A 16,838-nucleotide genomic window follows, 5' to 3' on the forward strand; every position below is an offset into this window, starting at 1 on the left:
CGCGCGGGGCGGTGCCCTGCGCCGGCCTTTTCACCTGAGTGGTCCGTGGTGTCGCATTGCCTGATTCACCATTACCGCTCGGGCGAGGCGTCGATGGTGTACTCATGCGTTACCTCCGTCAGTGCTTTCATCCGCGGTGCCCTCGGTGGGGGTGTGATCGTCCTCGGATGATTCAGTGGTCGTATTTTCTGGGTTCAACGGTACTGCACTTTCCTCCAAGTTCTCTTCGAGCTCTTCCTCGGAGTTCTTGGCCACCGCGATGATGTGGTCCTTCTTGCCGGGCTTGGCGAAGATCACGCCCATGGTGTCACGCCCCTTGGATGGGACCTGGGAAACGGCCGAACGCACCACCTTGCCCGACTGCATCACCACCAGCACCTCGTCGCTTTCCTCCACGATCAGCGCGCCGACCAGTTCACCGCGCTCCTCGTTCAGCTTGGCCACCTTAATGCCCAAGCCACCACGGGATTGCACACGGTATTCGGAGACTTCGGTGCGCTTGGCGTAGCCTCGTTGGTGACGGTGAAGACGTAGGAGTCATCACGCACCACATCGGCGGCCAGCAGCTCGTCCCCGTCGCGGAACTTCATGCCGGTCACCCCGGAGGTGGCCCGGCCCATTGGGCGCAGGGCGGTGTCCGTGGCGGTGAAGCGCACCGACTGTCCCTTGCGTGAGACCAGCATCACGTCATCTTCGGGGGTCAGCAGCTGGGCGGAGACCAGCTCATCGCCCTCCCGCAGCTTGATCGCGATGACCCCGGCGGTGCGGTTGGTGTCGTAGTCCTCCAGGCGGGTCTTCTTCACCAGCCCGTCGCGGGTGGCCAGCATCAGGTATTCGGCGTCCTGGTAGGTGCGCAGATCCAGCACCTGGGCGATGTGCTCATCAGGCTGGAAGGCCATCACGTTGGCCACGTGCTGGCCCTTGGCGTCCCGGCTGGCCTCGGCCAGCTCGTAGCACTTGGTGCGGTAGACGCGGCCGTGGTTGGTGAAGAACAGCAGCCAGTTGTGGGTGGAGGTGACGAAGAAGTGCTCCACCACGTCGTCCCCGCGCAGGCTGGCCCCGCGGATGCCCTTGCCGCCGCGGGCCTGGGAGCGGTAGTTGTCGATCCGGGTGCGCTTGACGTAGCCGCCGCGGGTGATGGTCACGACCATCTCCTCCTCGGGGATCAGGTCCTCGACGCTCATGTCCCCGTCGTAGCCCATCAGGATCCGGGTGCGGCGCTCATCCCCGTGCTTGTCCACGATCTCGGCCAGTTCCTCCGAGACGATCTCCCGCTGGCGGGCCGGGTCGGCGATGATTGCCTTGAACTCGGTGATCATGGTTTCCAGCTCCGCATGGCGGTCCTGGATCTTCTGGCGCTCGAGGGCCGCCAGGCGGCGCAGCTGCATGTCCAGGATGGCGCGGGCCTGCTCCTCGTCGATGTCCAGCAGCTCCATCAGCCCGTCGCGGGCGGCCTCGGTGGTGGAGGAGCGGCGGATCAGCGCGATGACCTCATCCAGCGCGTCCAGGGCCTTGAGCAGCCCGCGCAGGATGTGGGCTTCCTCCTCGGCCTTGGCCAGCCGGTACTGGGTGCGGCGCACGATCACTTCGATCTGGTGAGTGACCCAGTGGCGGATGAATCCGTCCAGCGGCAGGGTGCGTGGCACCCCGTCGACGATGGCGAGCATGTTCGCGGAGAAGTTGGACTGCAGCTCGGTGTGCTTGTAGAGGTTGTTCAGCACCACCTTGGCCACCGCGTCGCGGCGCAGGATGATCACCAGGCGCTGGCCGGTGCGGCCGCTGGTCTCGTCGCGCATGTCCGCGATGCCCGAGATCTTCCCGTCGCGCACCAGGTCGGCGATCTTCATCGCCAGGTTGTCCGGGTTGGCCATGTACGGCAGTTCGGTGACCACCAGGCAGGTGCGGCCCTGGATTTCCTCCACGTTGACCACCGCGCGCATGGTGATCGAGCCGCGGCCGGTGCGGTAGCGTCGGCGATGCCTTGGTGCCCAGGATCATCGATCCGGACGGGAAGTCCGGGCCTTGATGCGCTGCATCAGCGCGGCCAGCAGCTCCTCGCGGGAGGCCTCCGGGTTCTGCAGGTACCACTGCACACCCTCGGCGACCTCGCGCAGGTTGTGCGGCGGAATGTTGGTGGCCATGCCCACCGCGATGCCCGAGGAACCGTTGACCAGAAGGTTCGGGAAGCGGGCCGGCAGGACCACCGGCTCCTGGTTCTTCCCGTCGTAGTTGTCCTGGAAGTCAACGGTGTTCTCGTTGATGTCCCGGACCATTTCCATGGCCAGCGGGGCCATCTTGGTTTCGGTGTAACGCTGGGCGGCGGCCCCGTCGTTGCCCGGGGAGCCGAAGTTGCCCTGGCCCAGGGCCAGCGGGTAGCGCATCACCCAATCCTGGATCAGGCGCACCAGCGCATCGTAGATCGCGCTGTCGCCGTGCGGGTGGTACTGGCCCATGACCTCGCCGACCACGCGGGCGCATTTGTTGTAGGCGCGTTCGGGACGGTAGCCGCCGTCGTACATCGCGTACAGCACGCGCCGGTGCACGGGCTTGAGCCCATCGCGCACGTCGGGCAGCGCACGCCCGACGATCACGGCCATCGCGTAGTCCAGGTAGGACCGCTGCATTTCGGTCTGCAAGTCAACCTGGTCGATGCGGTCCAGCACGTCGCCGCCGTCGGCCACGATCTCCCCGTCGACCGGTTCGCTGCCAGGAGTCTGCTCGTCGCTCATTTCATCCCTTTGGGTAAGTCAAGCTTTTAGGTAGTCACGCCGTCATGCGGCGAAGTGTCTGCGCGGAGCGCGCCTGGGACTAGATGTCCAGGAAGCGCACGTCCTTGGCGTTCTGCTGGATGAAGCTGCGCCGGGATTCGACGTCCTCGCCCATCAGCACGGAGAACACCTCGTCGGCGGCGGCCGCGTCGTCCATCGCCACCTGGCGCAGGGTACGGTGTTCGGGGTCCATGGTGGTGTCCCACAGCTCCGAGTAGTCCATCTCGCCCAGGCCCTTGTAGCGCTGGATGCCGTTGTCCTTGGGCAGGCGCCTGTTTGCGGCCTGCCCGGCCAGCAGCGCGTCGTCGCGTTCCTTGTCGGTGTAGACGAACTCGTGCGGCGCGTTGGACCACTTGATCCGGTACAGCGGCGGGGAGGCCAGGTAGACGTAGCCCTGTTCGATCAGCGGGCGCATGAAGCGGAAGATCAGGGTCAGCAGCAGCGTGGTGATGTGCTGGCCGTCCACGTCCGCGTCGGCCATCAGCACGATCTTGTGGTAGCGCAGCTTGGCCATGTCGAATTCCTCGCCAATGCCGGTGCCGAAGGCGGTGATCATCGCCTGCACCTCGCGTTGCCCAGTGCGCGGTCCAGGCGGGCGCGCTCCACGTTCAGGATCTTGCCGCGCAGCGGCAGGATCGCCTGGGTGTGCGGGTCCCGCCCGCGCTTGGCCGAACCGCCGGCCGAGTCACCCTCGACGATGAAGATCTCGCATTCCTCGGGGTTCTTCGAGGAGCAGTCCGAGAGCTTGCCCGGCATGCCGAAGGACTCCATGGGGGACTTGCGCCGGGCGTTGTCACGCGCCTTGCGGGCGGCGACGCGGGCCTGGGAGGCCAGCTGGGCCTTGCGGATGATGTCCTTGGCCGAGCCCGGGTTGCGCCCGAACCAGTCGCCGAGCTGGTCGTTGACCACGCCCTGCACGAAGCCGCGGGCAATCGAGTTGCCCAGCTTGGTCTTGGTCTGCCCCTCGAACTGCGGTTCGGCAAGCTTGACCGAGACCACCGCGGTCAGCCCCTCGCGGGCATCGTCGCCGGTGAGGTTGTCGTCCTTTTCGCGCAGGATCTTGTTTTCCCGGGCGTAGCGGTTGATCAGGCTGGTCAGCGCGGCGCGGAAGCCTCTTCGTGGGTGCCGCCCTCATGGGTGTTGATGGTGTTCGCGTAGGTGTGCACCGATTCGGCGTACGCGGTGGTCCACTGCATGGCCACCTCGATGCTGATTCCGCGTTCGGTGTCCTCGGCCTCGAAGGCGATGACCTCATCGTGCACCAGCTCGACCTTCTTGGCCTGGTTCAGGTGCTTGACGTAGTCCAGCAGGCCGTTTTCGTACAGGTAGTCCACCACGCGGGGCTTGGGGTCGGCGTCCTGCCCGGCCTCGTCGTCCTCCAGCGCGTCCTCGGTGTGCAGCACCCGTTCGTCGGTCAGCCGGATGCGCAGCCCCTTGTTCAGGAACGCCATCTGCTGGAAGCGGGCCCGCAGCGTCTCGAAGTCGAACTCGGTGGTGTCAAAGATGTCCGGATCCGGGTAGAAGGTCTGGATGGTGCCGGTTTCCTGGGTTTCCTCGCCCCGGGTCAGCTCCTGCTGGGTGACCCCGCCGTTGGCGAAGGAGATCCGCCAAGCATAGCCCTCACGGCGGACCTCGGTCTCCACGCGCCGGGACAGCGCGTTGACCACGGAAATGCCCACGCCGTGCAGGCCGCCGGACACGGCGTAGCCGCCACCGCCGAACTTGCCGCCGGCGTGCAGGATCGTCATGACGACCTCAACGGTGGGTTTGCCCTCGGTGGGGTGCACGTCCACCGGGATGCCGCGGCCGTTGTCCTCCACGCGTACCCCGCCATCGGCCTGCAGGGTCACCTCGATGGTGTCGCAGTACCCGGCCAGGGCCTCGTCCACAGAGTTGTCCACGACTTCATAGACCAGGTGGTGCAGCCCGCGCGGTCCGGTGGAGCCGATGTACATGCCGGGGCGTTTGCGGACGGCCTCCAGGCCCTCGAGCACCGTGATGTCCTGGGCTCCATAGGTGTGTTCAACTTTGGAAGACATCGATTCCGTGGAGCTGGGGCTGTTCGCTGGCTCCTGCGGTGAAGCGTTTTCGGTAGACACGGGTGCTACGTACTCCTCGAATTTTGATGCGCTGGCCGATGCTTCCGGTTGACCCGGAAAGACGCGGCCATGTTCCTATGCCCTGACCGGAATGAATCGCAACACTCCCGCGCGGGCACACTTACACCAATTCTACCCGGTTTATGGAAAAATGCTGGGATCGGCGTCTCAAAACAGGCCGCTAAACGCACAAAATCCTGCATCTAAGAGGTTCGGGGACCGCAACTGAGGGGGATGCATGCACCGGGGGCGTGAGAGCGCCACATGGCACGCCAGCAATTTCTACCCGTAGGTGTCCCGCGGACCACGGCCGGCGACCGAACGACTGCCATGGCGCCAGGAGGGGGCGTTGGGACCCAGCACCTTGATCACGGTGACAATTCCTGGCCCCAGCTCCGCGTCGAAGCGCTTGAGCAGTTGGTGGGTCAGCAGCCGCAGCTGGGTGGCCCACGAGGTGGAATCGCAGCGCACCACCACCACCGTATCCGCAAAGGACTCGGGCTTGCAGTGGGCAGCCACGTCGGGACCCACGATCTCTTCCCAGCGTCCGAGCACCGAGCCCACGGCCACCTGGGTTCCCCAGCCGCGGGTTTTGGACAAACGGGAAATCACTTCGCCAATGACCCTGGGTCCCGGCCCCCGTCGGCGGCCTTGCGGGGAGCCTTGTCCCCGGACTTGCGTGCCGCCTGGCGCTGCTGCACGCGGGCCATGCGTGCGGCATCGATGCGGGTTTCCCCGCGTTCCTCGGCCAGACGGCGCATCCGGTTCAGCAGTGCCTTGGCCGGGTCAATCTCTTCCTCAGACGTCATCGACGTGTCCCGGACTGACCTGGAAGAAACTGCCCTTGAGCGTGGATGGTACATCCTCGGGCACCGCCGCCGTGACCAGCACCTGCTCCGCGCCGGCCACAATATGGGCCAGGCGATCGCGGCGGGTGGCATCCAATTCGGCGAAAACGTCGTCGAGGATCAGGATCGGCCCGGATCCCGGACGCGGGTCGTCATCGCCGAACACGCGGTAGGCGGCCAGGCGCAGCGCCAGTGCGAAGGACCAGGTTTCGCCGTGAGAGGCGTAGCCTTGGCCGGGGTGCTGCCCAGATACAAGGCCACGTCGTCGCGGTGCGGGCCAAACAAGGTGATCCCCCGCTCCAGCTCACGGTCCCGGTTGGATTCAACCATGTGCAGCAGCTGTTCCTGCAGCTGCTGCTGGGTGAGGCCGGGCAACTGCGAATGATCCAGTTCCGCCTCCGGACCCTCTCCACTGATCGAACTGAGGTATTGGGTGCTCGCGCTCTTGGCGCCGTCGGCCAAGTCGGCGTAGGCCGCCGCCATGTAGGGCTCGAGCAGTTCCAGCACCCGAAGCCGTCCGTGCATCAACCTTGCGCCCATGGCGGCCAGTTGCAGGTCCCATGCCTGCAGGGTTGCTTCTTGCGATGAGTTGAGGGTGGTGCGTCCGCGCACCGACTTCAGCAGCGCATTGCGCTGCTTGACGATGCGTTCGTAGTCGTTCTTTGTGGCCACTTCCGCTGGGCGCAGGGAAAGCAACAAGTCATCTAGGAACTTGCGGCGGTTGGACGGGTCACCCTTGATCAAGGCCAAATCCTCGGGGGCGAACAGTACGGTGCGAACAATCCCCACGATTTCTCGCGCCCGCACCGGATTGGCGCGGTTGATCCGCGCCCTGTTGACCTTCCCGCTGGTGATTTCAACCTCCAGCGAGGTGACGCGCTCGGCTCGATGCAGGGCTCCGCGGATAATGGCCCGCTCGGCACCGAAACGGATCAGCGGCGCATCGTTGCTCACCCGGTGCGATGACAAGGTGGCGAGGTAGCCGACGGCCTCGACGATATTTGTTTTGCCGACCCCGTTGGGACCGATCAGTACGTTGATCCCCGGAGCCAACCGCACATCGGCTTGCGCGTAGGAGCGAAAGTCGGTGAGGGAGAGTTGCGAGATGTACACCAAGAGTCCTGAAATGAAAGCGGTGAGGGCTGCCTGCCCCCACCGCAAAGGTAGTTAGTTCGCGTTCGGAAGGCGCACAGGCATGACCAGATACCGGTACTGGTCCTGATCGTCATCCTCGGCCGAGGCCTGTCCGGTCATCATTGCCGGCTTAGGTGCACTGGTGAATGAGAAGCGCACGTAGTCAGTGTTGAAGGATCCCAGCCCTTCACCCAGGTAGGTGGGGTTGAAGGCGACGGTGATGTCTTCACCGGAGAGCTGGGTTTCGATTGCTTCTTCGGCCTGGGCGTCTTCCCCGGTTCCAGCATCCAATGTCAGCTGTCCGTCGGTGAATGCCATGCGTACTGGAGTATTTCGTTCGGCCACCACCGAGACGCGGCGAACCGCCTCAATGAGTTCGTTGGTGCGCACGGTCGCATGAATCGGGGTGTTTTCGGGGAAGAGCGATCGGATCTTGGGGTAATCGCCGTTGATCAGCAGCGAGGTGGTGCGCCGGTTGGCGCTTTCGAAACCGACCATTTCGCCGTTCTCGCCAATGGCAATCTTCAATTCTCCCGCTGAAGCCAAGGTCTTGGCGACTTCATTGAGCGTTTTGGCCTTGATGAGCAGTGAGGTTGAGATTTCCGGCTGGGCAGGCTTCCAGTGCAGCTCACGCATGGCCAATCGGTAACGGTCGGTGGCCAGGAACGTTATCAGGTCATTTTCAATTTCAACCTTGATCCCGGTCAGAACCGGAAGGGTGTCGTCCTTTGAGGCAGCAACAATCACCTGTGAAACTGCTTCGGCGAAAGCTTGACCGTCCACGGTTCCCGAGACTTCCGGGAGTTTGGGCAGTTCAGGGTATTCATCCACCGGCATCGTTGCCAGATGGAACCGTGAGCGACCGCAGGTCACCGTGATCTTTGACCTTCGGTTTCAATCGTCACGGTGGACTGAGGCAAACTTCGGGTGATGTCCGCCAGGAGGCGTCCCGAAACGAGAATCGAGCCTTCTTCGGAAATGTCAGCGGGAATTTGGATATGCGAGGAGATCTCGTAGTCGAATCCTTCAAGCCGAACCATTCCTTGATTGGTGGTCAGCAAAATACCGGCTAGGACCGGAGACGGCGGACGCTGAGACAAAGACCGAGCGGTCCAGGACACGGCTTCAGCCAACACATCCTTTTCAACGCTGAACTTCACGAATCAATCCGCCTTTCGGAGCGCACTAGCTTGCCAGCAAGCCTTTGAGGTCAATCTCTACCGAGTTCTTAAGCATAGACAACGAACCACGGAGCAAGGTCAATCTTGCCATGTTTAGAGCTATTGCTCTCATCGAGAAAAGCTGATCGCTCCGGTAAGTGGCTCGATGTGATGTCACGAGGTTCCTGCGTTGTCCAGAATGTCTCCGACATCAGCGACAGCTGATCTTGGTGTTCGGTGAGAGGCATAGGTCAGGGGAACAAGGACTCGTTATTTGAAGGCCTAAGGGTTTAAAGGGGGAGTGTTAATAACCCTTGTGGATCCTGTGGATAACCGATTAAAGGCAGATCGAACCCAGATTGTGCATGTGAACAGTCTGTGGTTTCAAGTGGAACTCAGTTCCACGAAGGTGTTGATACTCAGTTTCACGGTTTTTAGATCCACAGCGACCCCCTGAGTTATCCGCAGAGACCTCTGGAGCTGTCACCAGTTCATCCACAAATCTATCCACAGCTGTGGTTTTCGGTCCTAATGTTCTCGCTGGCTCTGTTTGATGCGGTTAGTTAGCTCTGTGACCTGGTTGAAGATGGCACGACGTTCAGCCATAAGTTCGCGGATTTTGCGATCGGCGTGGATCACCGTCGTATGATCACGTCCGCCCAGCTCCGCACCGATCTTAGGAAGCGACATGTCGGTCAATTCCCGCAACAGGTACATGGCGATCTGTCGCGCGGTGACCAAAGTACGCGTTCGCGACTTGCTGTTCAGCTCGTCAATAGTCAAACCAAAATATTCGGCGGTCTGTTTGATGATGGTGGAGGGAGTGATCTCCTGCGCGCCGTCTTCGCTGATGAGATCCTTCAGCACGGTTTCCGCCAGCGTCAGGTCAACCTGCTGATTATTCAGGGAAGCGAACGCCGTCACCCGAATCAGGGCGCCCTCCAGTTCGCGGATATTTGTAGAGATCCTGGAAGCGATGTACTCCATGACGTCACTGGGTGCGGACAGGTTCTCGGCATCTGCTTTCTTACGCAGGATGGCGATACGTGTTTCTAGCTCCGGAGGCTGAATATCCGTGAGTAGACCCCATTCGAAGCGGGAACGCATCCGGTCTTCGAAGCCCTGTAGCTGCTTCGGAGGCAGGTCGGAGGTAATCACTACCTGCTTGTTGTGGTTGTGCAACGCATTGAAGGTATGGAAGAACTCTTCCTGGGTGGCATCTTTATTCGCAAGGAACTGGATGTCGTCAATGAGCAGGATGTCCACGTTGCGATAGGTCTGCTTGAAGCTTGCGCCCTCGTCATCCCGGATTGAATTGATGAAGTCATTTGTGAATTCTTCGGAATTTACATAGCGAACCCGGATGCCCTTATACAGGTGGCGAGCATAGTGCCCAATGGCGTGCAGGAGGTGAGTCTTGCCCAGTCCCGAATCTCCATAAATGAATAAAGGATTGTAGGCCTTGGCCGGCGCTTCAGCGACCGCCACCGCTGCGGCGTGGGCGAAGCGGTTGGAGGAACCGATCACAAACGTGTCAAAAATGTACTTCGGATTCAGACGACCGAACTCTTGAGAATTCGATGGGGGAGTCGGCTGCGGCGCCGGCTTGGGACGTGGGCCGGTAGGCTCTGGCCCGGTGTCTTCTTCGATGGCTGCGGCAGCAGCGACATCCTCGGCCTTCTCTTCTTCCTCAGAATCTGCCAGCGTCAGATCAACACTGACTGCACAGCGAATCTCGTCTTGGAAGACAATGCGCAGTGCATCGTCAAGAGGTTCGCGCAGTTGCGTCTGGAGAATATCGCGTGTGAGATCGTTGGGCACTGCTACCAAGAGAGTGCTGCCGATCAGACCCTGGGCCTTGGCCAGCGATACAAACGGGCGGTAGCGCGCCTTGACCCGGTCGTCATCCTCGATCTGGCGGATCACCTGACGCCATGAGCTGCCAATGGTATTGGTCTCGTCGGTGCTCACGTAGGTGCTCCACTTCCTTCGGTTTGTGCAATTCTCATCACATTTCAGTCGCCCTTGGGGCCGAAAACGCTTGGCAATCGCGGGACATCGACTCTGATTCTAGCCCCCATCCACAACGTTATGCACAGATCTGGGGAAAAACTTGCCCTCAGAGGTGTGGAAACCCGCTTTTCGCGGGATGTCAAGGCGTTTCCAACGTCTGAATGACGTGCATGGATCGGAAAATGTGTGAAATTTCTTTCTCTCCGGGCTCGTAATCCACAGATATGGGATAGATTATTCACAGGCCTTCAGCTCGGGGCGGACCCCCAGAAGGTGGAATCGCGGCAATTTGACGTGCCGTGCAGATTTTTCTATCGTTATTCAGTCCTATGCGTGTGTTTTGTGCCCTGCTCAGATCATTAGAAGAGCCCACTGAACCTCGCATGCAATAAGTACGAGCGTCAGCCTGTTGTTTGCTAACCGGTAGTAACGGGCAAGTCGCATCCCTAGATCGTCTTGGAGAAATACCGTGAGCAAGCGGACTTACCAGCCCAACAACCGTCGTCGTGCCAAGAAGCACGGTTTCCGTCTTCGTATGCGTACCCGCGCGGGTCGTGCCATCCTGTCGGCACGCCGTTCCAAGGGCCGCAGCTCGCTGTCCGCATAAATTTGCGGCACAGCTTTTGGACACAGGCGGGCACGGAAAATCATACGTTCCGTGTAGCTAGCCATGTTGCCAAAGAATCAGCGACTGCGACTATCGCAGGACCTTACAGCCACAGTACGTTCCGGTGTCCGAAGCGGGCGCCGGAACGTCGTGCTATATGCACGCCGCCAAGCGGACCCTGTAAGTGGGGATCGCATTGGATTTATCGTTTCAAAGGCTGTTGGCGTCGCCGTGAAGAGGAACCTGGCTAAACGCCGTTTACGAGCGATAGCCCGTGAGCTGCGTAGCGACGAGGGAAACCTTGACATCGTCGTACGGGCCTTCCAGGCGCCGCGGAGCTGTCGTGGGATGAATTGCGCCGGCAGGTAGCGAGCGGTTGGTCCGCGATCGAGCACAAACTCGTGGACCGATGATGCGCAAGGAAAGCAAGGCCCGCACCGGTCCTGTTTGGTTCATCATCGATATTCCTCGAAATATCTTGATCGGGTTGCTGATCGCCTATCGAAAGCTGATTTCTCCGCTATATGGGGATGTGTGCCGATATTTCCCCAGCTGCTCTGCCTACGGCTTGGAAGCCGTGACCAAACATGGGGCAGTCAAAGGGACAGGGCTAACGGCCTGGCGCATATTGCGATGCAATCCTTTTAGCCATGGCGGAGTCGACCATGTACCTGAGAGCCGAAGAATTTGGCCCGACGGTAAACTGCCGAAGATCATAGTTTTGAATCACCCGGTGATTCCCGACGATGAAGATGATGCCGCACCGCGCGGACACAAGGAGCCTGACCGGTAATGAACTTCTTAGACACGATACTGACTCCGTTCACATACGTGGTCTCGTGGATTCTGTGGGCTTTCCACGAGCTCTTTACGCGCATAGGCATGAATCCAGACTCCGGTGTCACCTGGACACTGTCGATCATGTTCCTGGTGCTGTTGATTCGTAGCGCGCTAATTCCTGTTTTCGTCAAGCAGATCAAGCGCAACGCGCCATGCAAGCCCTGCAGCCGGACCTGCGCAAGCTTCAGGCGAAGTACAAGGGCAAGACGGACCAGATGTCGCGTCAGGCTATGGTTCAGGAACAGCAGGCGCTGTTCAAGAAGCACAAGACCAACCCACTTTCATCTTGTCTGCCGCTACTGGTGCAGATGCCGTTCTTCTTCGCCCTGTTCCGCGTGCTCAATACCGCTTCACGGGCCAGCAGCGAAGGACGTTCGGTGGGCGCGCTAAACGCCGACCACATCCGCAGCTTCGACCAGTCCACCATCTTCGGTGCTCCGTTGTCGGAAACGTTCCTCGGGACCATCAACTCCGGTGCGGTGAACCCCGCTGTTATCGTGGTCGCGATCATCATGATCCTGGCCATGACCGCTTCCCAGTTCATTACCCAGCGTCAGCTGATGACTAAGAACATGACGAAGGAAGCCCTCGAGGGCCCCTTCATGCAGCAGCAGAAGATGATGCTGTACATTCTTCCGCTGGTCTTCGGCATTGGTGGCATCAACTTCCCCATCGGCGTACTGATCTACTGGACCGCTCCAACCTTTGGACCCTGGGCCAGCAATTCTGGGTCATCCGCAATAACCCCACCCCGGGTTCGGAAGCAGAACGTGAGCTGAACGCCCGTCGCGCTGCCAAGGGGCTGCCTCCAGTGGGGCAGAAGAAGACCGAAGAGGCAGAGCCCGTGGTGGAGCCCAAGGGCCAGCGCGTGCAGCCCCAGCGCAAGAATCGTAGGAAGAAGAAGTAGGCATGACTGCAACCGAGAATCCTGAAGTGTCACAGGCGAAGAAGCCGTAGAAGAGCATGTTGTAGATGTTGCCGATGAAGCGATGTCGCAGCCGATTACCTCGAGGAACTGTTGGATATTGCAGACCTTGACGGCGATATTGACATTGAAGTTCGTGGCGGCCGTACCTACATTTCCGTGGTCGCTGACGAACAGAGTTCTGATCTGGCCGGGCTGATCGGCAAGGACGGCGAGGTGCTCGACGCGTTACAAGAGCTAACCCGGCTTGCGGTCCTGAACGTCACAGGGGAGCGTTCTCGGCTGGTATTGGATATTGCCGGCCACCGCGCGGCGCGTACTGAGAAACTGCGTCAGATCGCCGAGGAAGCGATCGAGCGGGTACAGGAATCGGATGAGCCGTTCCATCTGGAACCGATGAGCGCGTATGAGCGTAAACTCGTGCACGACATCATCGCGGATGCTGGGCTGCATTCAGAGTCCGAAGGTGAAGCCTCGCGTCGACACATCGTTGTCACCACACTCTAGTAAATGAGAGCCCACCTTCGGGTGGGCTCTTTTGTCTCAGGGAGAATACCGAAATGACCCAAGACCTCAGCATGACGGCGGAAGAGAATGCAGCCGCGGAAGCGATCTTCGGCGACCGACTGGAACTGGCTCGGCGCTACGTGGAACACCTTGCCACTTCAGGCATCGAGCGAGGCCTTTTAGGTCCGCGTGAGGTGCCACGTCTTTGGTCTCGACACGTGTTGAATTGTGCCGTTATTGAGTCCCTGATGCTCTCTGACGCGCAGGTGGCTGACGTAGGCAGCGGTGCCGGCCTTCCCGGCCTTTGTCTGGCTATTGCACGTTCAGATCTCCAGCTAACCCTTATTGAACCCCTAGAGCGTCGTTGCATCTGGCTGACTGAGGTTATTGACGATCTGGGCCTTGATAACGTAGTAGTGATGCGCGGGCGCGCGGAACAGATGTTGGATGCTGTAGATGCGGACTATGTTACTGCGCGGGCTGTATCCGCCCTGAGTAACTTGGCAGGACTAACGATTCCTCTGTTGCACGGCAAGGGGGAGCTGCTAGCCATTAAGGGACGGTCTGCTGCCGAAGAGGTCGCAAAGGCCGCGAAGGTCATTCGCAAGCTGGGTGGAACTCACACCGAGGTCCTCACCGTCGGTGAGCGCCTACTGGAGGACCCGACTACGGTGGTTCGAATCAAGGTTGGCTAGCCCATACGGGCTAACCTAGATGTGTAGGCGAGGGTTTTGCTCGTATCACCGAAACGATCGAGCTAAAACAACGTTCTTAATTTGTTTAATTTGTTTCACGTGAAACACATGCAGCGGAGTGGCAACAACTGCGCTGATTCACGGTAAGGAGTGCCGCCCTTGACCAAGGGAAAGAATTCGTCGAGTAACGTCTTCGACATCAACGATGCGTCTTCCCCACTAGCGAGTCAATTGGCCAGCGAACATCGTCGACGCGAAGCGCTATCGGAGAAGGTGGTACCTATGCCCGAGAAGACTCGATACTTCACGATTTCCAATCAGAAGGGCGGCGTAGGCAAGACGACCACTACGGTCAATCTCGCCGCTGCCCTGGCCAAGAGCGGGCTTAATGTGCTGGTGATCGATATTGATCCACAGGGCAACGCATCGACGGCTCTAGGGATCGAGCATCATTCCGAAGTCGACAGCATTTACGACGTTCTGATCAACGATCTTCCGTTGAATGAAGTCGTGGCGACCTGCCCGGATCTGCCGTCGCTTCAAGTTGCTCCTGCAACAATTCACTTGGCCGGCGCAGAAATAGAACTTGTCTCGGTTGTCGCCAGAGAGCAGCGACTACAGAAGGCCTTGGACGCCTACGCACGATGGCGCCAACGCGAGGGCCTTCCTCGACTGGACTATGTGTTTATCGACTGTCCGCCCAGCTTGGGCCTGCTGACAGTCAATGCTTTTGTAGCCGCGCGAGAGGTCCTAATCCCGATCCAGTGTGAGTACTACGCTTTGGAAGGTCTAAGCCAGCTATTGAAGAACATCGAGATGATTCAGACGCATCTCAATTCGAAGCTTTCGGTGTCGACAATCCTGCTGACCATGTACGACGGACGAACCAACCTCGCCGCCCAAGTGGCCACCGAGGTCCGGGAGCACTTCCCGGAGCAAGTTCTGAAGGCTGTTATTCCAAGAAGCGTGCGAATCTCTGAGGCTCCAAGCTACCAGCAGACCGTCATTACTTACGATCCAAATTCCACAGGCGCTCTGTCGTATCTGGAAGCAGCGGTGGAAATTGCGGAACGGGGCGAACCTAAATAAAGAGGCTCCGCCGCCGATGTGCATCATAAGAACAACCTCTATCAGTTGATTCTGGAATGTCCATCGTAGGGCGACCTGCAGGTTCTAAGGCATGACCGCTAGCTCACCGACAGAGGTAGGTTGTAGGAAGTTTCTAAGCGTTTTGATGCACATTCAGCATTAGACTAGGTATGGGTTGAGTGTCTTGATGAAAGGGCGGGCCATCAATGGCTGAGAAAAAACGGGGATTGGGACGGGGTCTTGGTGCGTTGATCTCCAGTTCCCCGGCCGTTGCGGCTGAGGAAAACGACTCTGTTTCACGTGAAACAACCACGCACGAAACTATTGTTGCCGGCAATGCTAAGTCTAAATCCGGACGTCCCGTAGATATGTTCTTTGAGCCCGGGCGAAAGACCAACACGGGCGACGCCGGAGTACCAGGTACTAAAAAGCCGATCAAACGTGGTCGTGCAACGATGCCGGATCTAACCTCAAGCGTGAAGCCGAGGTCGTCTTCGGAGGATGCGTCGAAGCCGTCGAAGCCAGAGCCTCAGCTTAGTGAGCCTACTATTGAGGCGGATTCAGAGCAACTGGTAGAAGTTCCGGGCGCACGGTTTGCGGAAGTTGACGTTAAGGATATCCACCCGAACCGCAAGCAACCGCGATCTAATTTTGACGAAGAGCAGATGGATGAGCTGATACATTCCATTCGCGAGATTGGTCTCCTTCAGCCAATTGTCATTAGGCCTTCACGCGAAGATGGACGTGAACCCTACGAGCTTGTCATGGGTGAACGCCGTTGGCGCGCTACCCAAGCGGCGGGACTGAACAAGATCCCGGCGATCATTCGAGATACTCAGGATACGGACTTACTTCGGGATGCTCTGCTTGAGAATCTCCACCGGTCTGAGCTGAATCCCTTGGAAGAAGCAGCTGCCTACCAACAGCTTCTCCAGGAATTCGATTGCACTCAAGAGGTTCTTTCTTCACGCATCGGTCGTTCTCGCTCACAAATCTCGAATACGATCCGCCTTATGAAGTTGCCTCCACTCGTCCAGCGTCGTGTAGCAGCCGGAGTACTGTCAGCGGGGCATGCTCGCGCTCTTCTGGGACTGTCCAATAGTGAGGCAATCGAGCAGCTGGCACAACGGGTGATTAATGAAGGTCTTTCCGTACGCGCCACCGAAGAAGCCGTGGCGCTTAGCGATGACAAGCCGACCTCCAAGCGGCCTTCCAAGCCCCGTGAAACCGCCAGGAATGAAAGACTTGATTTCATAGCTTCATCACTGGCGGACCGCCTTGATACTAACGTAAAGATTGCCTTAGGCGCCCGAAAGGGAAAGGTCAGTATCGAATTCGCCTCCGTGGAAGACTTGAATCGCATCATGACAGTACTTGCACCGGAGATCAAGGACTAATAGGACAAACAAAGGACGGGTGGTTTCACGTGAAACCACCCGTCCTTTGTCGTCTGCAGGGGAGTAAGGCTGTATAGGCGGGGCACCCTTCTGGCTTACCCGACCAATACGCACCGACGTCGTATTCGCCATAAGCTTCTAATGCGCCGGAGATGAACGTGGAGTGTTCCTGTCCTTGAGCGCCTAAATATAGTGAGCATCTCGCTCCACGAAACGAGGAGCGTAAACGTGTTGATCCACAAGTTCTCAAACTGAGAGGTAGCAGCATGACAGAATGAGCGTGAAGAATTTCAAAGAATAGCGCTGATCGCCGCTCTGCTGCTGACTAGAGAGAAGGTAGGTCGCTCCGGAACAACTACCGTACTCACGAACTGGTTTAACGGTGCGTTGATTTCTGTTTCACGTGAAACTTCGTCCATTGCTACCCGACATCCAAAGCCGGTTCTACCTATCCCAAAAGCAGTGAACAGTGTCAAGTCATGGAGGTGGGTTGTGGATGAAGCATCTTCATCCTCTCAACTTCACGATTATAGAGTCCTTCCGATATCCGCGTTCTTCGACTCTTGGAATCGCTGGCGTTTGGCGGGTTCCCGGTAATGCAGGAGTAGATAAGCCAGGGAACTGACGTTAGTACGTGTTTCGTTTAGTGATGTGTACCCTTAGCAGTCCGGCGCCTAGTTGGGCACCAGGAATTGAGACCTCAGCAAACATCGCTAGTACATCTTCCGTTGCCCGAGTGCGAAGCGTACTTCTCAG

12 protein-coding genes and 5 pseudogenes are annotated in these 16,838 nt (G+C 59.1%); 8 read left to right on the forward strand and 9 right to left on the reverse strand.

What is annotated here, in order from left to right:
- Positions 1–102 precede the first annotated feature (102 nt).
- The 9 genes and pseudogenes from JCM19049_RS17585 to dnaA form a co-directional block, all read right to left on the reverse strand.
- On the reverse strand, positions 103–444 hold the full coding sequence (locus JCM19049_RS17585) for a DNA gyrase C-terminal beta-propeller domain-containing protein (RefSeq protein ID WP_279402142.1): 342 nt from the start codon (positions 442–444) through the stop codon (positions 103–105).
- Between the two features lie 161 nt (positions 445–605).
- A pseudogene (gene gyrA, locus JCM19049_RS00760) lies at positions 606–2,729 on the reverse strand (DNA gyrase subunit A); the annotation flags it as partial.
- A 79-nt stretch (positions 2,730–2,808) separates the two neighbouring features.
- Positions 2,809–4,807, reverse strand: a pseudogene (gene gyrB / locus JCM19049_RS00765) (DNA topoisomerase (ATP-hydrolyzing) subunit B).
- A gap of 342 nt (positions 4,808–5,149) precedes the next feature.
- Positions 5,150–5,479 carry a DUF721 domain-containing protein gene (locus tag JCM19049_RS21930; RefSeq protein ID WP_279402135.1) on the reverse strand — a complete coding sequence of 110 codons (330 nt, stop codon included), beginning with the start codon at positions 5,477–5,479 and terminating at the stop codon, positions 5,150–5,152.
- Positions 5,476–5,676 carry a hypothetical protein gene (locus JCM19049_RS21935; protein WP_279402136.1) on the reverse strand — a complete coding sequence of 67 codons (201 nt, stop codon included), beginning with the start codon at positions 5,674–5,676 and terminating at the stop codon, positions 5,476–5,478. Before JCM19049_RS21935 ends, JCM19049_RS21930 begins: the two co-directional genes overlap by 4 nt.
- A complete protein-coding gene (locus JCM19049_RS21940; RefSeq protein ID WP_306420608.1) occupies positions 5,666–5,881 on the reverse strand; it encodes a hypothetical protein in 216 nt (71 codons plus the stop codon). Before JCM19049_RS21940 ends, JCM19049_RS21935 begins: the two co-directional genes overlap by 11 nt.
- Entirely contained in the window at positions 5,836–6,828 is a 993-nt protein-coding gene (gene recF / locus JCM19049_RS00775; protein ID WP_306420609.1) for a DNA replication/repair protein RecF, read from the reverse strand. The genes JCM19049_RS21940 and recF overlap by 46 nt, the downstream gene beginning before the upstream one ends.
- A gap of 54 nt (positions 6,829–6,882) precedes the next feature.
- Positions 6,883–8,009 (reverse strand): annotated as a pseudogene (gene dnaN / locus JCM19049_RS00780) (DNA polymerase III subunit beta).
- 528 nt (positions 8,010–8,537) lie between these two features.
- Positions 8,538–9,980 (reverse strand): chromosomal replication initiator protein DnaA, encoded by a 1,443-nt coding sequence (gene dnaA / locus JCM19049_RS00785; protein ID WP_054820493.1) that lies wholly within the window; start codon positions 9,978–9,980, stop codon positions 8,538–8,540.
- A gap of 511 nt (positions 9,981–10,491) precedes the next feature.
- On the opposite strand from dnaA, the gene rpmH reads away from it, so the two are divergent.
- The 8 genes and pseudogenes from rpmH to JCM19049_RS00810 all read left to right on the forward strand — a co-directional run bounded on the left by rpmH (position 10,492) and on the right by JCM19049_RS00810 (position 16,082).
- Positions 10,492–10,629 carry a 50S ribosomal protein L34 gene (gene rpmH, locus JCM19049_RS17600; RefSeq protein ID WP_138176447.1) on the forward strand — a complete coding sequence of 46 codons (138 nt, stop codon included), beginning with the start codon at positions 10,492–10,494 and terminating at the stop codon, positions 10,627–10,629.
- 63 nt (positions 10,630–10,692) lie between these two features.
- Positions 10,693–10,998 carry a ribonuclease P protein component gene (gene rnpA / locus JCM19049_RS17605; protein ID WP_279402137.1) on the forward strand — a complete coding sequence of 102 codons (306 nt, stop codon included), beginning with the start codon at positions 10,693–10,695 and terminating at the stop codon, positions 10,996–10,998.
- Positions 10,999–11,041: 43 nt separating this feature from the next.
- The gene (yidD, locus tag JCM19049_RS17610; protein WP_138176520.1) at positions 11,042–11,422 is read left to right on the forward strand and encodes a membrane protein insertion efficiency factor YidD; all 381 of its coding nucleotides are present in this window, start codon (positions 11,042–11,044) and stop codon (positions 11,420–11,422) included.
- Positions 11,422–12,376: pseudogene (gene yidC / locus JCM19049_RS00790) on the forward strand (membrane protein insertase YidC). Before yidD ends, yidC begins: the two are co-directional and overlap by 1 nt.
- A gap of 81 nt (positions 12,377–12,457) precedes the next feature.
- Positions 12,458–12,901: pseudogene (locus JCM19049_RS00795) on the forward strand (protein jag); the annotation flags it as partial.
- A gap of 53 nt (positions 12,902–12,954) precedes the next feature.
- The gene (gene rsmG, locus JCM19049_RS00800) at positions 12,955–13,596 is read left to right on the forward strand and encodes a 16S rRNA (guanine(527)-N(7))-methyltransferase RsmG (protein ID WP_054820494.1); all 642 of its coding nucleotides are present in this window, start codon (positions 12,955–12,957) and stop codon (positions 13,594–13,596) included.
- Positions 13,597–13,755: 159 nt separating this feature from the next.
- On the forward strand, positions 13,756–14,685 hold the full coding sequence (locus tag JCM19049_RS00805; RefSeq protein ID WP_138176455.1) for a ParA family protein: 930 nt from the start codon (positions 13,756–13,758) through the stop codon (positions 14,683–14,685).
- Positions 14,686–14,891: 206 nt separating this feature from the next.
- Positions 14,892–16,082, forward strand: a complete 1,191-nt coding sequence (locus tag JCM19049_RS00810) for a ParB/RepB/Spo0J family partition protein (protein ID WP_054820496.1) — start codon at positions 14,892–14,894, stop codon at positions 16,080–16,082.
- Positions 16,083–16,838 lie beyond the last annotated feature (756 nt).

This window comes from Arthrobacter sp. JCM 19049, assembly GCF_001310435.1.

Coding starts and splice junctions, on each gene's coding strand:
- yidD (WP_138176520.1), top strand. CDS start 11,042: ATGCGCAAGGAAAGCAAGGCCCGCACCGGTCCTGTTTGGTTCATCATC.
- rsmG (WP_054820494.1), top strand. CDS start 12,955: ATGACCCAAGACCTCAGCATGACGGCGGAAGAGAATGCAGCCGCGGAA.
- rnpA (WP_279402137.1), top strand. CDS start 10,693: ATGTTGCCAAAGAATCAGCGACTGCGACTATCGCAGGACCTTACAGCC.
- JCM19049_RS00810 (WP_054820496.1), top strand. CDS start 14,892: ATGGCTGAGAAAAAACGGGGATTGGGACGGGGTCTTGGTGCGTTGATC.
- JCM19049_RS21935 (WP_279402136.1), bottom strand. CDS start 5,676: ATGACGTCTGAGGAAGAGATTGACCCGGCCAAGGCACTGCTGAACCGG.